Annotated in this window: 22 protein-coding genes and 2 pseudogenes; 2 read left to right on the top strand and 22 right to left on the bottom strand. The window is 45.8% G+C overall.

All coding sequences use genetic code 11. The annotated features are described in order from the left end of the window. Positions 1 to 95: 95 nt before the first annotated feature. The 22 genes and pseudogenes from ACFIMG_RS06135 to ACFIMG_RS06030 all read right to left on the bottom strand — a co-directional run bounded on the left by ACFIMG_RS06135 (position 96) and on the right by ACFIMG_RS06030 (position 14,989). Positions 96 to 1,301: a phage minor head protein gene (locus ACFIMG_RS06135; protein ID WP_375678774.1), complete on the bottom strand. Its 1,206-nt coding sequence runs from the start codon at positions 1,299 to 1,301 to the stop codon at positions 96 to 98. After that, positions 1,294 to 2,895, bottom strand: coding sequence for a DUF935 domain-containing protein (locus ACFIMG_RS06130; protein WP_375678773.1), 1,602 nt, complete (start codon positions 2,893 to 2,895; stop codon positions 1,294 to 1,296). The genes ACFIMG_RS06135 and ACFIMG_RS06130 overlap by 8 nt, the downstream gene beginning before the upstream one ends. Before the next feature lie 12 nt (positions 2,896 to 2,907). Then, a complete protein-coding gene (locus ACFIMG_RS06125; RefSeq protein WP_375693585.1) occupies positions 2,908 to 4,548 on the bottom strand; it encodes a hypothetical protein in 1,641 nt (546 codons plus the stop codon). Then, entirely contained in the window at positions 4,541 to 5,122 is a 582-nt protein-coding gene (locus ACFIMG_RS06120; RefSeq protein ID WP_375679183.1) for a phage protein Gp27 family protein, read from the bottom strand. Before ACFIMG_RS06120 ends, ACFIMG_RS06125 begins: the two co-directional genes overlap by 8 nt. Next, a complete protein-coding gene (locus ACFIMG_RS06115) occupies positions 5,085 to 5,441 on the bottom strand; it encodes a hypothetical protein (RefSeq protein WP_375607967.1) in 357 nt (118 codons plus the stop codon). The genes ACFIMG_RS06120 and ACFIMG_RS06115 overlap by 38 nt, the downstream gene beginning before the upstream one ends. Further along, positions 5,438 to 5,752 carry a DUF2730 family protein gene (locus ACFIMG_RS06110; protein ID WP_375679182.1) on the bottom strand — a complete coding sequence of 105 codons (315 nt, stop codon included), beginning with the start codon at positions 5,750 to 5,752 and terminating at the stop codon, positions 5,438 to 5,440. Before ACFIMG_RS06110 ends, ACFIMG_RS06115 begins: the two co-directional genes overlap by 4 nt. Continuing rightward, positions 5,749 to 5,964: a hypothetical protein gene (locus ACFIMG_RS06105; protein ID WP_375679181.1), complete on the bottom strand. Its 216-nt coding sequence runs from the start codon at positions 5,962 to 5,964 to the stop codon at positions 5,749 to 5,751. Before ACFIMG_RS06105 ends, ACFIMG_RS06110 begins: the two co-directional genes overlap by 4 nt. Next, entirely contained in the window at positions 5,957 to 6,295 is a 339-nt protein-coding gene (locus ACFIMG_RS06100) for a hypothetical protein (protein ID WP_375679180.1), read from the bottom strand. The genes ACFIMG_RS06105 and ACFIMG_RS06100 overlap by 8 nt, the downstream gene beginning before the upstream one ends. Beyond that, positions 6,288 to 6,575 carry a hypothetical protein gene (locus tag ACFIMG_RS06095; protein WP_375679179.1) on the bottom strand — a complete coding sequence of 96 codons (288 nt, stop codon included), beginning with the start codon at positions 6,573 to 6,575 and terminating at the stop codon, positions 6,288 to 6,290. The genes ACFIMG_RS06100 and ACFIMG_RS06095 overlap by 8 nt, the downstream gene beginning before the upstream one ends. Then, positions 6,572 to 7,153 carry a glycoside hydrolase family 19 protein gene (locus tag ACFIMG_RS06090; protein ID WP_375679178.1) on the bottom strand — a complete coding sequence of 194 codons (582 nt, stop codon included), beginning with the start codon at positions 7,151 to 7,153 and terminating at the stop codon, positions 6,572 to 6,574. Before ACFIMG_RS06090 ends, ACFIMG_RS06095 begins: the two co-directional genes overlap by 4 nt. 87 nt (positions 7,154 to 7,240) lie before the next feature. Continuing rightward, on the bottom strand, positions 7,241 to 7,648 hold the full coding sequence (locus tag ACFIMG_RS06085) for a helix-turn-helix domain-containing protein (RefSeq protein ID WP_375679177.1): 408 nt from the start codon (positions 7,646 to 7,648) through the stop codon (positions 7,241 to 7,243). 6 nt (positions 7,649 to 7,654) lie between these two features. Next, on the bottom strand, positions 7,655 to 8,272 hold the full coding sequence (locus ACFIMG_RS06080) for a regulatory protein GemA (RefSeq protein WP_375679176.1): 618 nt from the start codon (positions 8,270 to 8,272) through the stop codon (positions 7,655 to 7,657). A 9-nt stretch (positions 8,273 to 8,281) separates the two neighbouring features. Beyond that, positions 8,282 to 8,903: pseudogene (locus ACFIMG_RS06075) on the bottom strand (DUF3164 family protein). Between the two features lie 14 nt (positions 8,904 to 8,917). After that, a complete protein-coding gene (locus ACFIMG_RS06070) occupies positions 8,918 to 9,169 on the bottom strand; it encodes a hypothetical protein (protein WP_375679175.1) in 252 nt (83 codons plus the stop codon). Beyond that, positions 9,166 to 9,435: a hypothetical protein gene (locus tag ACFIMG_RS06065; protein WP_375679174.1), complete on the bottom strand. Its 270-nt coding sequence runs from the start codon at positions 9,433 to 9,435 to the stop codon at positions 9,166 to 9,168. Before ACFIMG_RS06065 ends, ACFIMG_RS06070 begins: the two co-directional genes overlap by 4 nt. After that, positions 9,432 to 10,463: an AAA family ATPase gene (locus ACFIMG_RS06060; RefSeq protein ID WP_375679173.1), complete on the bottom strand. Its 1,032-nt coding sequence runs from the start codon at positions 10,461 to 10,463 to the stop codon at positions 9,432 to 9,434. The genes ACFIMG_RS06065 and ACFIMG_RS06060 overlap by 4 nt, the downstream gene beginning before the upstream one ends. Positions 10,464 to 10,808: 345 nt before the next feature. Beyond that, positions 10,809 to 12,788, bottom strand: a pseudogene (locus ACFIMG_RS06055) (transposase domain-containing protein). Then, positions 12,785 to 13,243, bottom strand: a complete 459-nt coding sequence (locus ACFIMG_RS06050) for a hypothetical protein (RefSeq protein ID WP_375679172.1) — start codon at positions 13,241 to 13,243, stop codon at positions 12,785 to 12,787. The pseudogene ACFIMG_RS06055 and the gene ACFIMG_RS06050 overlap by 4 nt, the downstream one beginning before the upstream one ends. Beyond that, a complete protein-coding gene (locus ACFIMG_RS06045) occupies positions 13,240 to 14,100 on the bottom strand; it encodes a ParB/RepB/Spo0J family partition protein (RefSeq protein ID WP_375679171.1) in 861 nt (286 codons plus the stop codon). The genes ACFIMG_RS06050 and ACFIMG_RS06045 overlap by 4 nt, the downstream gene beginning before the upstream one ends. Next, complete coding sequence (locus ACFIMG_RS06040; RefSeq protein WP_375679170.1) at positions 14,100 to 14,498, bottom strand: hypothetical protein; 399 nt, start codon at positions 14,496 to 14,498, stop codon at positions 14,100 to 14,102. The genes ACFIMG_RS06045 and ACFIMG_RS06040 overlap by 1 nt, the downstream gene beginning before the upstream one ends. Continuing rightward, positions 14,482 to 14,622, bottom strand: a complete 141-nt coding sequence (locus tag ACFIMG_RS06035; RefSeq protein ID WP_375679168.1) for a hypothetical protein — start codon at positions 14,620 to 14,622, stop codon at positions 14,482 to 14,484. The genes ACFIMG_RS06040 and ACFIMG_RS06035 overlap by 17 nt, the downstream gene beginning before the upstream one ends. A gap of 73 nt (positions 14,623 to 14,695) precedes the next feature. Further along, a complete protein-coding gene (locus ACFIMG_RS06030; RefSeq protein ID WP_375679167.1) occupies positions 14,696 to 14,989 on the bottom strand; it encodes a helix-turn-helix domain-containing protein in 294 nt (97 codons plus the stop codon). A 152-nt stretch (positions 14,990 to 15,141) separates the two neighbouring features. Here ACFIMG_RS06030 and ACFIMG_RS06025 point away from each other — a divergent pair, with 152 nt between their 5' ends. Next, on the top strand, positions 15,142 to 15,672 hold the full coding sequence (locus tag ACFIMG_RS06025; protein WP_375679166.1) for a helix-turn-helix domain-containing protein: 531 nt from the start codon (positions 15,142 to 15,144) through the stop codon (positions 15,670 to 15,672). 80 nt (positions 15,673 to 15,752) lie between these two features. Beyond that, positions 15,753 to 16,271 (top strand): helix-turn-helix transcriptional regulator, encoded by a 519-nt coding sequence (locus ACFIMG_RS06020; protein WP_375679165.1) that lies wholly within the window; start codon positions 15,753 to 15,755, stop codon positions 16,269 to 16,271. Positions 16,272 to 16,754: the final 483 nt, after the last annotated feature.

Below are 16,754 nucleotides of genomic sequence, written 5' to 3'. Positions count from 1 at the left end.
TATACCAGGACGGTTTTACCGGATCTGCGAGGAGTTGACCGCCCTCCACGCCTTCTCATTTCACAAAAGCCAACAGGTCTTTCCTGTTGTTTTCTTTACAACAACCTCTCGCCCTTTTTTTCAGCCGCATCCAATAAGCGTCCAATTTCTCTAGAGCTTTTTTTATGCATGGAAGTCAACCACCATTCTTGTTTGCTTGCCACAAATTTAACCGCTAAGCGCCACCATACCTCATCATTTTCACCCAAAAACACAACGCTCGGTACACCTTTTCGCCTGATGATGCCATGGGGGCGGATGAGTGTTTGAATGGCGCCACGAAAATCATCCAAGCGAAGATCACGCGCTTGATGCTCTAACAAAATATGTTTCACACTGTCTGAAGATAAGCGAATAAGAGAACCGTCCGCTGCAAAAACATCACCCACCTTATTTATCATCGGAGCAATGGGAATAAACCCGCGAGGCATACGTCCTTCAAACATGGCTTCCAAAAGTGGTGAACCCACAATATCTTCAATGGCAATGCGTTTTCGATTGTCCCCCATCACAGAGACTTTATCACTCAAAAAATTGCTTAAGTTTTGCGCGCGATGTTTCCCAGGATTAGAATGCCAACCAGGATCAATCCCCTTTGGTATCTTCTCAACTTTCCCCGTCCGTTTATTGCGCCAAACCTGCTTTTCAACAGGAAGTGGCTCTGCCCCCTCTTCATATCCTAAATTGTCTGCTTCATAACGGCTTACCTGCCGTACACTGCATTTACACCGCCAACCATTGGGTGGATAAAGCCAATCCCAAACCGGATCATCAACAGGTGCTGTAAACCCCACCCAACTTTCATGTTCTAAACGCTTATGTTCTGAACTCGACAAAGCATAGGTGAGATAGGGCAAAAATTCTTTATTATTTTGTGTGCGCTCCCACTCCCCTGCCGCATGCGCACTCATGGTATTGGCCCAATAGACCGTTTCTAAACGCCGTGGGCTGCCCAATTGCACCACGCTCTTTTCACCAGTTTTGGGGTCAATGGCAGTCTTTTTACCCCACCAACCCTTTTCCTGTAAAATCGGCATCAAATTTTTTTGAAATTCTTGAAAAGGAACTTGATGTTTTATAGCCTCTCCAACCGCTTGTTTAAAATCTTCTAAAATGTCATAGCCTAGCGATTTTGCCACCGTAAAGGAAAAGGCATGTTCTTCTGGTGCTATATCACGCCAATCAAAGCTTGGAACAAGAGCCTTGGCTTCAAAATAACGGGTGACCTCTTTAGGGGCGGTTTTAAAAAGTTCCTCATCCATGATACCCAAGCCCACGTGCAATCATTTGCACCTTTGCCAAGCGCGCTGCTAATGCATGATGATCCATCTCACCCAATAATTCATCTAAGCCTTTAAGGATATCCTCATAACTTTTTGCTTCTCTCACAAGCTTTTTAAAAGGCTCTAAAAGGGGTTCTAAGTCCTCTTCCCAGTCGCTTAAAGCTTCTTGTGAAAGCCGGTCCAATTCGTCGTGATGTTTCCCACCCTGCTCTTTTCCACCCTTGTCCTCTCTTGTCACAGAAACATCAAAAACACCTCCACAATCAGCACAAACATGAGCTTTTTGTCTTGCCTCACCATCCTCTTGTCCCCTCTCATCATCAAGCGAATTATCAGGAGCCTTTAAAACATCCTCTTCCTTTTTTGGTTGCGAAAAGCCAATCTTATTGCGCACTTCTTGCGCCCCAACACGCAAACCCAAGGGCACAAGTTTTTCCAAAGCGTCACTGATGGCTTTAATATCTTCATTTTCAGAAATCGGCCAATAGACAAGGGGAGTGCGCTCTTGGCGCCCAAAATTAATCTCAACAAAGGGCACAATCAAATCACAATTAGCTGTCAAGGCTAATTGGCGTGCATCAGCTCTGGCAATATCATGACGCACATTTTCATGAATGCGTGCTTGCGAAAAGGACGAACCATCATCCGTCGTCATCGTTTGTCCCAACACACCCTTTGAGATCTGCCGATCTAAATATTCAGCTTTCGCAGCAAAAACCGCATTGCCACTGCCTCCTGCTGCCTCAATAAACTCAATCTCCATTTCTTTGGGAATAATTGCTGCCGCATCACTGGATAAATCACGTACAGCTTGAATGAGAACCCGCCGTTCCTCATGAGAAGAGCTCGCCCCATATTTGCCCACACGCAAAGGCATGCCATAAACTTCTAAAAATGCCATCCAATCTTTTAAGGTATAAGACTTAAACAAAAAAGCCCAAGCTGCAAGGCGTGCAAGCCCCGTGCGGATAGGTAAACCACTTTTTAACTTTGGGCGATGAATGGAAAATTTATAAGCAGGCAACTCAATACCATAGTGAGAGCCCTCTTCTTTTAAACGCAAATGAAAACCATCCCGCCGATCCAATTGAAAAAACCGCTGGTCCCTCCATTTCCAAGCAACCGGCCACCATTCCTTGGCACTCTTGTCCCACAAAGTTTCAACAATCGCATAGCCTTTTCCCAAAGCATCTAACAAATCCGTCACATAATCATCAACAAAGGTAGGCGCACTAATCACTTCCCGCACCGCATCCGCAATCTTTTTGTCCAATGCACTGTTGCTTGCGGCAATCACTCCAGGCTCCACCCCTGTGAGAGCATTTTTACGCATGCCAAGCACAGCACGATAATGTAAATCACGCTCTTCCATATCATCGGCAAGTTGGAAAAACTGCTCTGGATGCCCCCCTGCTGCCTGTTGTAAAATATCAGCAAGTTGCGCAGGGGTGAGACCACTGACAATGGTTTGTGACCACACATCACGAACACCGTCAATGGTAGGGCTTGCGACTTCTCTCTCCAACCCTTTGATATTAAGCGCCCTGCCCCACTGATCTAAAAGTTTTACCATCTCATCATCCCATCAATAAATCTTTGATCGCATTGTTGAAAAAAAAGGCGTTGAAAAGAGCGAGCTTTCATCAAAACGATAAGCCTCTCTCACAGGTGTATAATCATAAATTTCAGGAGTTTGGCGGCTGGCAAAATAAGCCAAAGCGCAAGCAATCGCGCTATCACCATGGCGCATAAAACCGTCACTGCCTTTAAAGCGATGATGATCGGGAATTTTTACAATGCCATTGACATAAGCAAGCGCTTGATGATCGGCAACAATATCGCTATCGCGCGGCAAAACAATCGTCCCATCCCCAAAGGCTTCTAAATAAGCCGGCATTTCCTTGCCATACCAACTTTGTGACAAGGGAACTTCCTTCACAAGAGCGCCATAACGTTGCGCCGCTTTTTCCGCTAAATAAGCCCCATTGCCCCGCGCATCTAACGCGCCGCCCATCAAACGTGGCAAACCATTCACCCCATAAAATAAAATCTCTCTTTGTTGATCAAACGGCATATTGCGCAATTCCACCATAAACCGTACACGGCGCACCAGATCTTGTCCCACCTCCATCACCACAATGGAGGTGGCATCACCAGACCTAGCAAAATCAACGCCAAAAACATGTTGGCGCCGCCGGTCAAGCCCAGCATGAAGAGGTTTTACATGCTTCTCACACCAAGCAAAAGCAGCTTGACTTCGTTGATGTTCCGATTGATTTTTAAAATTATCCACACAAGCAAAACGCAACACCGCAATATCAGACGCGCAACAATTTTCAATCTGTAAGCGTGTTAAAGCCGCTCCTTCTTGATCGGCTGGTATGGCATCTAATTCTTGGCGCATAGCAGCCAAACGCACCCCATAAGAGGCACGAATTTGCTCTTCCCATTGTTGCTCAGATGCTAAACTCCACACCTCCCCCTTCATGGCACAAACTCGTTTAAACAAGCCATTTTTAACAGCCACACCAAAGGGGTAACAATGCACCGAAAAAGGCACTTTTCCTGCTCGCGCCTCACGGATCAATTCATTGAAAGGGTTTAAAACACCGTTATGGGTAGAGATCACACGGATCTTGCCTCCCCAAATCAACAAAGCGTTGACTGCATCCAAAACAGAGCGCACATCTTGATGAAAAGCCGCCTCGTCAATCACTACAATGCCCTGTAGCCCCCGAATGTTTTCAGGGCGGCTAGAAAGCGCCTCAACCCGAAACCCCGAAGCAAAACGCACCCGATAAGCAGAGATATATTTCGTTGAACCATCCGCCCTTTGATCAGAGAATAAAAATTCCTCCACATCCCCACTATTACGAGTGATTGCCCTCGCAAAATTGCTCACATAACCAATAAATTCACGTCCCTTGTCTCTGGTGTCTCCAATATAAAAAACATTATCGCCCCCTGCCTTAACGCTCGCCGCCGCAATAAGAGTATCATCCAAAGCTTCAGCAAAAGTAATACCGGTGCGTCGCCCCTTTTCCGCCAGTTTTAACGGTGATTTATCCTCAATCCATGCCCGTTGATGCGCCATCAAAACCCCTTCCGCTAAGGGATCACTCTCTTTGGGAAAAGTACTCCTCTGCCAAATGTCATAGGCGTTTTGATGCGCATGGGCATGACTTTTAAAAGCAATCTGTTCAGAAGATTCACACCCTTCAGCCATTTTTAACCCCCAACACTTGCGCACGTATAGCCCGCGCTGTTTCTTCTGAAAGCCCCGCCGCTGCTGCTGCCACATCAACCGCTTTACTTGCTTTAGTGGTAAAATCCTTCTCTAATCTTTGCCGTCTGGTGGTCGACAAATGTTCAGCCGCCAAAACCCCTTTGAGCGCATTGGCTAATTCTTGTGCCGCTTTTGGCGAAAGGTTTTTCCCACTGCTCAACGTTGAAAAAATCAACTCCTTAATCGCTGCTGCTGTCAAAAGAGTGATATTATCAGAAGCTTTAGCATCAAAGCGCTGCGAGAGGCTTGCGGCAATTTCTCTTGTCTGTTCTAGGCGCCTTGACATCACGGCTAGCCGCAAAGAATAACGATTAAAACTGGAAAAAGAGGGAATAGAAAAGCTGAGACCCGTTTCCTTTCGTAAAGCCTTCAAAGCCGCTTTAAACTCACCATAAATAGCCATTTGTGTCTTCTCACGCCCATTTAAAGCCTCAGCAGCTGCAGCAATAATCTGATCACAAGCTTGCGGCAATAAATCAATCGCCGTTAAACGTCCACGCCCGACCTTGCGCATCCTTCACCTCGTATTTTATTGATGAACGTTTAGGCCGCTTAATCCCCTCAATGGAAAAGCTCCGGTCTAAATGACGCGCTCCCCGTTCTGTTAATGCCGCAAGAAAAACCGAACCCACACATTTTAACGTAACAGCACCTTGATCTTCCATCCATGCCAGTTCATTATGCACAAAATCGCGATCGCGCCTGATGCCATAACTGTATAAAAGCCGCTCAATCATCGCACTCGATAAAGTTTCACTGCGCTCACAAGCAAGCCCTTTTAAAATAATCAACCGCGCTTCTTCACGGATGATTTTATCCATATCTGCTTTCATTTCTTGGCATTCTCCAACAAAAACTCTTGCAAGCGCTCACCAATGGCTGCCACCGGTTGCAACTGCGCAGAAAGTGTATTGAGACGACCATTCAAACGTTCCATATTCACTTCTAATCTTTGCAGCGCATCGCGATCAGGCAAAAAATCCATCTCTGTTTCTAACTTTTGCACACGCTCTTTAAGCGCCGTGATATCTTTCAGCATTTCCCGCGCACCGGAAGAAAAATAGGCTCTCAAAACCCCACAAATCGCAATAACCGATAACAATAAAGACAACCAGCCATTGGCAACACTGATATCCAAATTCATTTGATCACCCCCGCCCTCTTGCCTAAAACCGCTTGAACCGCAGCAGCACGGCGCTGTTCACAAATCAATAAAGCAGCACGATCACGGCTCCAATAATGCACCACTTCGCGCGCATTCAAAGCACGCTCTGGCAATAAAGCTGGACGGGAACACACCATGCGAACAACAGGCGGCAATTCAACCGATAAAAACTGATAAGAAAGGCTATTCACTGGCTTGGTTGTTGAGCAAGCGCACACGCTCAAGCCCAATACCACAGCCAGTAGTTGGCAATACTGCATTGACCTCCTCCATTTTCACAAGCTTTTGTTCCAAAGCCGAAATCACCCCTTGCGCTCGATGCTCAGCTTCAAACGCTGCTTGTCTTTGTCGCTCTTGTACAAGCAGCGCACGTGCTGAAGCCTTGGCAATCTCCAACTGCCAATACAAATCACGCGCCTTTTCCGCTTTTAAAATTTGCGCTTTCATAAAGCCAAAAGCCGCCAACATCACACTGACCAAAAAAAGCATACCAAAAGACAGTTTTGAAAGTGGGCTAAACATTGCGCTTATCCCCCCACCCCGTTATCTCCACCCCATCATAGGAGCTGCTATGCCGCTTATGGGAATGTTTCCTATTAGAAAAATCCAACGAACCAAAGCCACGATGCACCCCCAAATTGCCAACAATAATCGCCACCATCGAAGGAATAGAAATGCTCGCCATATCAACAATATGCGGAGCCCCCCACAAACCACCAGAAACGAGCAAAAAAATAACCCCCCAAGCAAACCAAAAGGACCACCATAAATAGAGCCTAGAACCACGATAAGACGGCTTCATACCTTCACCTCGCATGACAGCTCCAAAAGCTTTTTAGCGCGGTTTAAATAGGTCAAACGTTGCACAAGTCCATTCTTACCCCCATTGATCGCCTTGGTAATCCTGAGATAATCATCTTGATCAGCAAGCCTATTTAAGCTTTTCGCTTGCCAAAACCAAACAGCAGACCAAAGAGCAGCTGGAAACTGTTCCAGCACTTGCGGAAAAGCCTCACAATCAACCGCTTGTTCATCGACTAAGCGCCAAAACTTCGTAAAACGACGATAATTATTGCGTCCCGTTAATTGGATCAAACCACGCCCCTTAAAGCGCACACCATCCCCAGGGTTGACATTGCCTAAATCTTTGCGTCCCTCATAAGCACGCCCAGAGGCATATTCACAAACGGTAAAAAAACCATCACTCTCATGGGCACATTGGCTTAAAAAATGCGCAACACGCAAACGTGTCGTGATCGCCCCATAAGATAAAGCTTTAGGCAACACGCGTGCCATTTCAACAATAATAAAATCTTGGCGCGCATGATGCGCCAGTTTAGGCGCAAGGCGATGAAGAAAAGAAGCATCTATTGAAACCATAACAAACCACTCAATGAATAAAAATCCATTCGCAGTTTATCGGATTTCAAACCCCCAATATAAGCCTGACACTGTCAGTCAAAACTCTCAATACTCATAAAACTCTGGAAATAATAAACCTTGTGGCTCTTGCAAAGAAATTTTCTTCTTCAAGCGATAGGCTGTACGCACATGCATACCAGAAACAGCAGCTGCAGCATCAACCGACCAGCCTTTTTGCAACGCTTGCACCATTTTTTGCCGCCGTTCAGCATCTCTGCCAAGGGGGATAAGAAGGCGCACACCCGAACCATTAAAACAAAAATGGTTGATGAGTTGCTCGGCTTCTTCAAAGCCAACAATTTCAATCAACCAATCCGCACTCTCAAGACGCCCAGGTATATAAACTTCTCGTCCACCAAAAGCCCGCATCATATTCCATGCCGCCTCACTGCCCGCAACATCAGCTATTTCACGCAATAAGGCAGGAAAATCGCTATAGATTTCCTCGTGCATGCATGCTTACCCCTCGCTTTTAACACCTTTACGGATTTTTCGCCCCCAAACATTCATCACTTCTCTAAAGTCGCCCCCATTCATCTCGCCCAAAGCTTTACCACTTAACGCCATAACACTTTGGTGAAAAGCTTCCACATCAAACACAGCATCCGGATTTAAACACTTCCATTGGGCACACAAAATGGAAATGCTTGGTTTCTTCCTCCATGAATCTTCGCGGTTTTTCCCTCTCCAGTCAACCCCACCCTCACGCTGCAACCAACCTTTCAACGCCTCAATGGCTCTGCATGCATCATCGCTATCGCGTAAAAAGCGAATATGATCAATCCCCGTCTGTCTTTTCACAAAGGCAAGCAACGCCTTATCTGAACGATCACGAATAATGCCAAGATTCCACCCAGCAATCCAAAGCGCCTGTAACTTCTTGGCATATTTCCCCTCTAAACGCTTCACACTCGGCTCAAAACCACACGCTTTCATTTCAGCGACGACTAAACGCTTCTCTAAAACACTCAAATCTTTCGCCGATTGCTTGCCTGTCAAGCGATAGAGCAGTGCGCGATAGGTCTCATCATCAAGACCTAACGCGCGTTTGCCCATATGAAGGACAGCTAAAGACATCTCACCCCCTCATGTCTTCGCCAGATCAATGGTCACAGCCCGCCAAGGGCTTTCCAATGTATCGCGCTCATAAAAACGCACATATTCCTTAGATGTCGTCACACGCAATGACTCACGAATGGCACGCATCGCCTCTTTCCAGCGTGGATCATCAATATCCAAACGCAACAGCATAAAGATCTCCCCTCGATTCACCTTGCCTTCTTTATCCGTTAAAAGCACGCGTAATAATCGCACGGATTTCAGGGCGTGCATCCGCAGACCACTCATTCAAACACTCATCAAGAAGGCTTTTGGCAATTTGCAATTGCGGTCCAAAATCAACACTTTCCTGAACTTGCACCTTAATACGTTGCAAACCATCAAAGCTTGTGTAAGTACAATTGCCCTTTTTGCCACGCCGCTCCACACCATATTCTTGCGCAAGCAAGCTATCAAAATCACTCAAATCCGCAATCGTATGGTTGTTAAAACGCGCAATCCTTGCCGATAATTCTTTCGCAAAACCCATAATTTTGCGTACCGTTTCATCTTCTAACAAATCCGCAGGACGGATCAGGCTTACCGGCACCAAAGCCCCTTTCGCATCCTTCATATAACGCGTACCTTCAAGTTCAATTTGTGGATTCATCACCAATCTCCTCCTTATGTTTTTTGAAACCGACGAAATGGCACAACATCCCCTGAAGAAGGCGCACATCCCGCTTTCAATTGCCAACGACACCGCATAAGCTCATGACCTAAAACGTGGTTATAGCCTGCCAAACGACGCAAATACTCATTCAATTCTCGAACATCTTGTCCATGCATAAAAATGCCATTCACCTCATACTGTAAAAAGGCAGAGCGCAAAGCAATCAAGCTATCTCTTACCATATAGGGGTTGCGTTCCATCATTTGCTTCCTCCAAAATCCATATAAATCACACGATTGCTCTTATCTTCATCTCGATCAGAGCTGTCACACTCAGCCAAAACTTCTGAAACTTGGCCTTCCAAAACCGCATCCGCTTCCCCCAAACGGTGAACACTCAACTCCAATTCAAGCAATAACGCCAAATCAACACACAATTTAAGCTTTTCTCCAATATCAAAACCGCATTGATAATCGTCATAAAGACCAACAAGCGTATCGGATAATTCTTTGTCGCATAAAGGGATCATGCCAATTCCTCCACGTCACGGTTTTTCCATGCCGCTTTGACATGTTTAAGGGTCACCTCACACCCATCTCCAAGCGCTGCCATGCGTGCCAACATAATGGTTTTGTCAATTTGCCGCAAAGCTCCTGCTTTCAAACCAATCCCCGTCAAAAACTTTATCGCACCAACATCTTCAATCCCCCAATCATGAATGCGCGCTGCAATATCCTCACTATAAGGCTTGCGCCGTTTCAAATGCATCGCCAATCGGCTTTTAATTTGTGCATAAGAGGGACCATTTTGACGATGAACCAACCGCCCCGAGATTTCATCATTGCCAACCAAAGCCAACCCCGTACCATTGATATCAACAAAGTGGCGCAACTGATTAATCGCCTCATCCGTTAAATTTTGCGCTTCATCAACAATCAGCAATGTTCCGCCACCAACACGCTCTAATTTCTTACCAATCGCACGCGTTAAGCGGGTGGGATTATATTCCACCACCTCCAATTCTGCTGCCATATCATTCAAAATACCATGAACACTACGCGTATGCGGGCTTGCTGTCACAAGGTAAACATGCGGGCGGGTCGCGCGGTAATGGCGGCAGGTTTCGGTCTTACCACTGCCCGCATCAAGCGTAATCATCACCATATCCCCCGTACTTTGTGCCAGTGTTAAAGTATCAATGATCTCACTGGCAATTCGATTCCTCTGAAAAGCCGGCTTTTCAGGAATGCGCTCCAAAAACCCCGCTGTTTCCTTTAAAGTCTCAACCCATTGGTGAACCTTCGCATTTTGCTTCCCCAACTGTCCCGCATAACTGCCCGCATACCATTGCGAAAACGTCCCATCCGGCATGCCTATGCGCCGCGCCACTTCCGCCTTAGACCAGTCATTCATTTGCCCCAAAGCTCTTACCGCATCCACAAGCTCATTCCATAAAGCAATGTCATCACTCGTGCGGTTTTGGGCTGTTCCATTGGGCTGGATTTTAGGTCGCGCCCAAGGATTTTTATCGACCGTTGCATTTATCGCGTTTTTCATGTATATTCCCCTTTCGTATTGATTTTAGACTGTTGATAAGGGGAAGGGCTCCCACCCGCCCCTTATCTTTTGTCTTCAATAAACATTTAAAGCCGTACGCGATACTAAAACGGCTAACCTTGCAAATCCCCTCTCTTTCTCACACATCAGAGAACTTGCTAACTCCACGCATCTCTCCCGATCAGGCAAAGATACCTAGAAACTTCATGTATTGATTAGACTTTGAAATGGATTAAGATTCCTCCCCCCCTTTCTTTGTTAACACTTCAAGCCGTACGCGATACAAAATCGGCTTCCTTTTGAGAATTCTTATAAATCCCCCCTCTCTTTTCCTAGTTCCTTATTCTATTGCTTGGGAAACTTGATCACCTCACGCCCCTCATCAGAGGCGGAAAGCTTTCTCAAAGCTTTATGCAAGTGCGTACTAAATTCTTCCTCCCCCAAAACCTCATCATCGTCTGCTGTCAAAGCTAAATTCCCCACATTGTTTGGCATCAAGCGGCTCACCTTTGGCTTTATCGAAAACTTCGATTTGAACGCTTCATCCTTTTTCTCAAGGCGCCCATAAACATCAGCCAAGTGATCAGGTGCAAGCTTTGCCGCTAGCTGTTTTTCTGCTTTAACTGCCTTCACATATTCTTTACGCAAACGCCCATTCAAGCGCGCTGCCTGCTGGTCATAAAAACCTACATCAGAAAGGCATGGTGCCAAACAAAGCAACCGATTGTTCAAATCATAAACCCGTAAATCTTGATGCAAATTATCCGGATCAAAGCGTACAATCACCTTTTGCCCCGCATGCTCATTCAACGCCCGCGCCCAATAACGATTGCCATAAAAATGGATCTCCCCCGTACCCTTTTGCGCACGCAATGCTTCTGAGGTCAAAAGCCATAAAGCCCGTTGTGCTGCCGTTGCTTGCCGAATAATCGTCCCCTCGGCTTGCAAGCTCTCAGTAAAGGTCTCATCAAAACTGCGCCCCGCACAATTAACCGCCTTGCGCCCCGCTTGCGCATTATGTGCACAAATCTGCGCACCAACATGGGCTTTAAACGCTTCAAATCCTATCGCGCGCTTGCCATAATCTTCAGGCTTGGCATCCGGTTTATTGCCCGTATAAGCCCCTGCACAAAAGGGATGTTTGGAAATCGCTTCTGCCAGATCACGCCATGCCCGCTCAATCGGTTTAGACTGTCCGCTATAAGGGGTGGTCCATTGCAATTGCACACCCAAACTCGTCAAAAGCCCTTGCGGATCATCCGGCTTAATCTTAAAACGAAAGCGGTTTTGCACACCTCCAGAAATCCATTTGCTGGTAAAGGCACGCCCATTATCCAAGGTCATACGCTCCGGTATGCCATAAGCTTCCACCATATCCCCAATCACCAAACGAACGATTTCCCAACTCTCAGCATCCGATAAGCGTCACGATAAAATCTTGCCCGAATAAAGATCTTGAATGGCAATCAGATAAAGCCGCACAAGCTTCTCTGTCCAAGGAACATTCACAAAAACATCCAGCTTATGCCCGTCCATATTCACTGCTTGCAGTGCATGCAGGCTGGAGCGATCACGCCGTTGGGCTGGATAAAGCTTTTTTGCCTTTTCTTCTCCCTCACGCGCTAAAACCACAACAGCCTTAGAAATTTGCCTGTTGAAACGACGCCGCAATGCCCGCTCTGAAGGAATGGGCTCAAAACCCCGCTCCTGCGCAACCGAAACCATACGCCGATAACACGCCGAAAAAGCAGGGCGAGAGGGGCGCAAATAATCCGAACAAAAAACCTCCCACGCCCCCTCATGACACGGCGCAAATTGCGAAACATTCTCCTCACCATAACAAGGCGCTAAAGCTGCCAACCAATCAGGGCGCTCATACCCTTCAACCATCTGCCGCCAATTAAAAAGCGACATCCGGCTCACACCAAATTGCACCGCACTCAAACTTGCCGCATCATGCACACCCATACCAGAAACAAGCAAATTATCCATAAAACAAAGTGCCTTCAAACGCTCTTCACAGCGCCTTTTATGCGCCTTGGAAAGCCCCTCATAACGCACCCAAATACTTGCCTTTTGCTCCCCTTGCGTTTGTTTCACATCAACACCCACTCCAAACCGCACCAACAATGCCGCCCGCGCCCCCTCCGGCAATAAGGAAATGTGATACTCCCAAACCGGCTTGGTTTTGCCTCCCACTTTCCTCGAAAGTTCAGAGTTTTTTCTCCAATATGCCCGTCCGTGGTTTTCAAGACTTTTATATGTTTTCGGCAACCCTGGCAAAGCCGCCTCTGCCAATTCGGCAATAGTAAACCATTCCTTCATGGCTGCCCCCTTTTAATGCGAACCGGCGTTGCGCGCATGGCTTTCAATTGCGCTGCAATCTCCCGCTGTTCCTGCTGAAGCCGCGCAATTTCTGCTAAACGCGCCTCATCTCCTTGCAACAGCAACAATCCATCCTCACTCACCACCTCATCCCAAAGCCAATAGGCTTCTGTCGCCCGCACAAAGGCTTTAAACCGTGGCAGGGAAATATCCACCTGCTTACTTTCCGCCACATACGCATCCAAACTCGCCTTACTTAAACAAGCAATCCCTAAATAATGCGCCATACGCTCCGCAATCACACTGCGCTCATGCCGGCATTCTCTCAAAGCCCTAGCCATGGCACGCTTAATGCGTGAGCGAAACCGCCCTAAATCAATCTGCGCAACGGGTTCACGACAAGGAAAAACCGGCTTTTGGAAAAAATCAAGCTGCCCGCAACCATGCCTCTTCATGACAGCACCTCCCCTTGTTCTCTTGCAAGATAATCACAAAACCGCGCCTTTGTCTGCGCATCTGCTCTCTGCCACACCCCTAATAATTGAGCAAAAATCCGTTCCTGTTCATTAATTTGCGGCGGCGTATTAACCCCATTGACCAAATCAACAGCCCGCCGTAAATCCCCATCAACCTGTTGCAAAGCAATCGCCACCCGCCGTTGTGCAACCGGCTCCATCTTGGCTAATTTCAACAATTGCGCTTGATTATCCGCCAATGCTGTCCCCCGCAAAACAGACCGCAACTCCGGCTGTAAATGTTGGGAAATGCGATTAAGGCGTTTCACCGACTCCTTTGATAAACCAATACGATCTGCTACATGTTTGGCAAAATGCAAAGTTTGCACTTTGCCATTCAAGTCACCATCATTTGGCAAAGGGTCAACTTGACCCAATTGCTCTTTTTTGGCTGTATATTGATTACCATGATCCCCACCAACCTTAATTTCCCCATACTTCTTTTCCCACAACTCGCGGTAAGTCTGGACAAAAAGCGCGCGGTCAATAACAGACAATTCATTGCGAAAGAGGTTTTCAGCCACTTCTAAAAGCGCGGCATTGCCCTTATCAGCCTGCACCACAACCGCATCAATGTCACTATAGCCCAAAAGCTCAGCAGCACGAAGCCGATGCGCACCAGCAATAAGCGTATAATTACCCTCTTTAGCATTAGGGGTATGGCGCACCGTAATAGGGTTCATCAATCCCTCCCGTGCCATCGATTGCGCAAGTGCTTTGGCATGCTCATCATCCACAGGGCGTATACGCTCCGGCACCACAATCACATCAAGAGCAAGCTTTTGAAACTGTGCCATCACGCCCCCACCTTTCTGATTTCTTTAAAGAATAAATCCATCGCACGCCCCGCCCATCTTTGATAAGCTTTCGCAAAAACGGGTTCTTCCAAACGCCGGTTAATCACTTGCATAGATAGAGAAATAGAAGTCCGCTGACGTGCCTGTATCGCAACAATACGCCGCCGTGGCACCTCAAACTGATAATGCAAAATATGAATAACAATCTGTCGTGCTAACGCCGCATCAAATAAGCCACGCGGAGGGTCAATAATATACCGGATCGGCAGATGCTTAAATCCACTACTCACCGCCTTAAAAGAACAGGAAAGCATAGCTTCCAAACGTTCAACTTCTGAATAAGGATTAACGATATCGCTTCTAGCTTCTGGGGTCCATAAATTACAAGCAGCAACCATGACCACCCCCTATAAAAACAATATGACCACCCCCTAATCGCCAGAACCAACCCATCCAAACGGCTGTTCTATGATGCAACTCTATGCAATTTATCTTGCCTATTTCGTACTGATCTTTAGACATTGATAAACCTTTTTATCTTATGGTATTTAAATTCATGGCAAATGCGCAAAAACGCAAAGCCGTGTAACGAAGTTCAAGCAGCATTACCGCGCAAAGCAGAATGCGCACGTGAATCTGTGTTGGCATGTTTTGCTGCTTTAAAAATGCGACGGCGACTTTTGGGGTAGCGGTCGTAGAAAACTTGCTCAACGGGCAAGCCAATAAAGTCTGCAATAGCACGTTCGGCTTTCTCGTTAGACCGTGTCCAGATGTGTTGAACACTGGATGACGGGAGTTGATATGCTTTCGCAAGCTCCGCCAAGGTCATGTTACGGCGGCGTAGCTCGGCTAAAATACTATGGCGATCCCATTTTTGTGTGGTTGTCATAACTTTCGCTCCTGCTTTAAACGGATGCTCAAACCATCCGTTTTTTGTGGGGTTAAATGTACAATAAACGCCCTCAATAGCGGGCGGTAATTAGAGATATAATTCGCTTTTATGAATTAGTCAACCTAAATGTGGATTAGGAGTAATTTTTTTTGGGACGACCTAAAAAAGAACCACAAACAGAACTGGCAAAACGATTACGTGAAGTACGTCTTGTCCTTGGTTTTTTGGAACGCAAACAGTTTGCTGATCATCTTGCAGTACCTGAAAGTACTATGAGTAACTACGAAACTGGCTTGCGCGAACCACCTGTATCAATGTTGGTAATTTACAAAAATATTTTTGGTGTATCTGTGGAATGGCTAGCTACAGGTGAAGGCGAAATGTTTACAGACGTAGCAAAGGCGAAAACAGCGGGTTTTAAACCACAAACTATCCCTGCTGGTCTCATGAAAAAACTCGGTCGCATAGCTTATACAACCTATCGCGATGCAAATATAAAACTCCCCCCTGAAGATATAGCGGAATTAGCGGCAGAGCTTTGTATAAAGTTGCAAGAGCTTGTTCAAGACATCAACGACATGGAAGAGGTCGAAGCGACTTTCCCTCTTCTTAAAATTCATTTAAAGCGTCAAATAGAGGCTGAAAGAGTACATCTAGAAACTACACAAGATACGGCTTAATGCCTCTCTAAGATGAATAGGGGAATCTCTTTTTAAAATCCTGTAATTTAAGCTAACCTAAATATGAATAAGGAGCATTTTTGGCACGCCCTGAAAGAGAACCACAAACAGAACTCGCAAAACGGTTGCGTGAAATAAGACGAATCTACGGAAATGAAGAACGCGGTGCTTTTGCTCAACGCCTTAATTTACAACGCAATACCCTTGCCAATTATGAAATCGGAGCACATGAGCCTCCATCCTCAGTAATTAACGCCTATTATACAGCCTATAACATTAATCCTCATTGGCTCGTTACGGGTGAAGGTGAAATATTTAGTGACATGGCAAAAGCGAAAGCAGCTGGTTTTAAACCACAAACTATCCCTGCTGGACTCATGAAAAAGCTCGGTCGCATAGCTTATACAACCTATCGCGATGCAAATATAAAACTCCCCCCTGAAGATATAGCGGAATTAGCGGCAGAGCTTTGTATAAAGTTGCAAGAGCTTGTTCAAAACATCAACGACACGGAAGAAGTCGAGCTTATTTTACCTCTTCTAAAATTGCATTTAAAGCGTCAAATAGAGGCTGAAAATGCACATCCAGAAACTACATAAGATACAGCTTAATGTCCCTTTAATATGAAAAATCGATATGAAAATCTTTTTACATTAAAAAAATAATATAATTATTTGATTAATAAGTATATATTGCATCTAAAAATAGATAATCATCAATAGGTGAAAATCTTTTTTGCTTTTTTTGTCATTTTTGGTTGGTTTTGGAGTCGATTGAACTTTTGGAGTGATTTTTTTCACAGGGGCTTCAAAGGCGGTTTTCTGGGCTTTCACAGACTTTTCAAAATTTTTCACAGGGTTTTCACAGACCTTTCAAAGCCTTCTCTCATTTTTACCTTTGAAACGCTCTTTTTTCTAATTTTTACTATTTTTCGCTCTTTTTTACAATTTTAGGTGTCAAAATCTATTTTGACAAAACGCGCATTTAATGCTAAATTTTATACATAAAAACAACAAATTACCACGTATTCCTACCTAATCCCACCTTTTCCCACTTAGTATAAAACCTAGTGTCAAACTACA

The sequence above is a fragment of the Bartonella sp. AP11XZML genome (assembly GCF_042196445.1).
In the GTDB taxonomy this organism is placed as follows: Bacteria; Pseudomonadota; Alphaproteobacteria; order Rhizobiales; family Rhizobiaceae; genus Bartonella.
The sequence above is the reverse complement of the archived record's forward strand: the minus strand, read 5'-3'. Positions and strand labels throughout refer to the sequence as shown.

Bases quoted from the DNA above. Each gene is read 5' to 3' on its own strand.
- ACFIMG_RS06135 (WP_375678774.1), bottom strand. From the start codon at position 1,301: ATGGATGAGGAACTTTTTAAAACCGCCCCTAAAGAGGTCACCCGTTAT.
- ACFIMG_RS06130 (WP_375678773.1), bottom strand. From the start codon at position 2,895: ATGGTAAAACTTTTAGATCAGTGGGGCAGGGCGCTTAATATCAAAGGG.
- ACFIMG_RS06125 (WP_375693585.1), bottom strand. From the start codon at position 4,548: ATGGCTGAAGGGTGTGAATCTTCTGAACAGATTGCTTTTAAAAGTCAT.
- ACFIMG_RS06120 (WP_375679183.1), bottom strand. From the start codon at position 5,122: ATGCGCAAGGTCGGGCGTGGACGTTTAACGGCGATTGATTTATTGCCG.
- ACFIMG_RS06115 (WP_375607967.1), bottom strand. From the start codon at position 5,441: ATGAAAGCAGATATGGATAAAATCATCCGTGAAGAAGCGCGGTTGATT.
- ACFIMG_RS06110 (WP_375679182.1), bottom strand. From the start codon at position 5,752: ATGAATTTGGATATCAGTGTTGCCAATGGCTGGTTGTCTTTATTGTTA.
- ACFIMG_RS06100 (WP_375679180.1), bottom strand. From the start codon at position 6,295: ATGTTTAGCCCACTTTCAAAACTGTCTTTTGGTATGCTTTTTTTGGTC.
- ACFIMG_RS06095 (WP_375679179.1), bottom strand. From the start codon at position 6,575: ATGAAGCCGTCTTATCGTGGTTCTAGGCTCTATTTATGGTGGTCCTTT.
- ACFIMG_RS06090 (WP_375679178.1), bottom strand. From the start codon at position 7,153: ATGGTTTCAATAGATGCTTCTTTTCTTCATCGCCTTGCGCCTAAACTG.
- ACFIMG_RS06085 (WP_375679177.1), bottom strand. From the start codon at position 7,648: ATGCACGAGGAAATCTATAGCGATTTTCCTGCCTTATTGCGTGAAATA.
- ACFIMG_RS06080 (WP_375679176.1), bottom strand. From the start codon at position 8,272: ATGTCTTTAGCTGTCCTTCATATGGGCAAACGCGCGTTAGGTCTTGAT.
- ACFIMG_RS06070 (WP_375679175.1), bottom strand. From the start codon at position 9,169: ATGATGGAACGCAACCCCTATATGGTAAGAGATAGCTTGATTGCTTTG.
- ACFIMG_RS06065 (WP_375679174.1), bottom strand. From the start codon at position 9,435: ATGATCCCTTTATGCGACAAAGAATTATCCGATACGCTTGTTGGTCTT.
- ACFIMG_RS06060 (WP_375679173.1), bottom strand. From the start codon at position 10,463: ATGAAAAACGCGATAAATGCAACGGTCGATAAAAATCCTTGGGCGCGA.
- ACFIMG_RS06050 (WP_375679172.1), bottom strand. From the start codon at position 13,243: ATGAAGAGGCATGGTTGCGGGCAGCTTGATTTTTTCCAAAAGCCGGTT.
- ACFIMG_RS06045 (WP_375679171.1), bottom strand. From the start codon at position 14,100: ATGGCACAGTTTCAAAAGCTTGCTCTTGATGTGATTGTGGTGCCGGAG.
- ACFIMG_RS06040 (WP_375679170.1), bottom strand. From the start codon at position 14,498: ATGGTTGCTGCTTGTAATTTATGGACCCCAGAAGCTAGAAGCGATATC.
- ACFIMG_RS06035 (WP_375679168.1), bottom strand. From the start codon at position 14,622: ATGTCTAAAGATCAGTACGAAATAGGCAAGATAAATTGCATAGAGTTG.
- ACFIMG_RS06030 (WP_375679167.1), bottom strand. From the start codon at position 14,989: ATGACAACCACACAAAAATGGGATCGCCATAGTATTTTAGCCGAGCTA.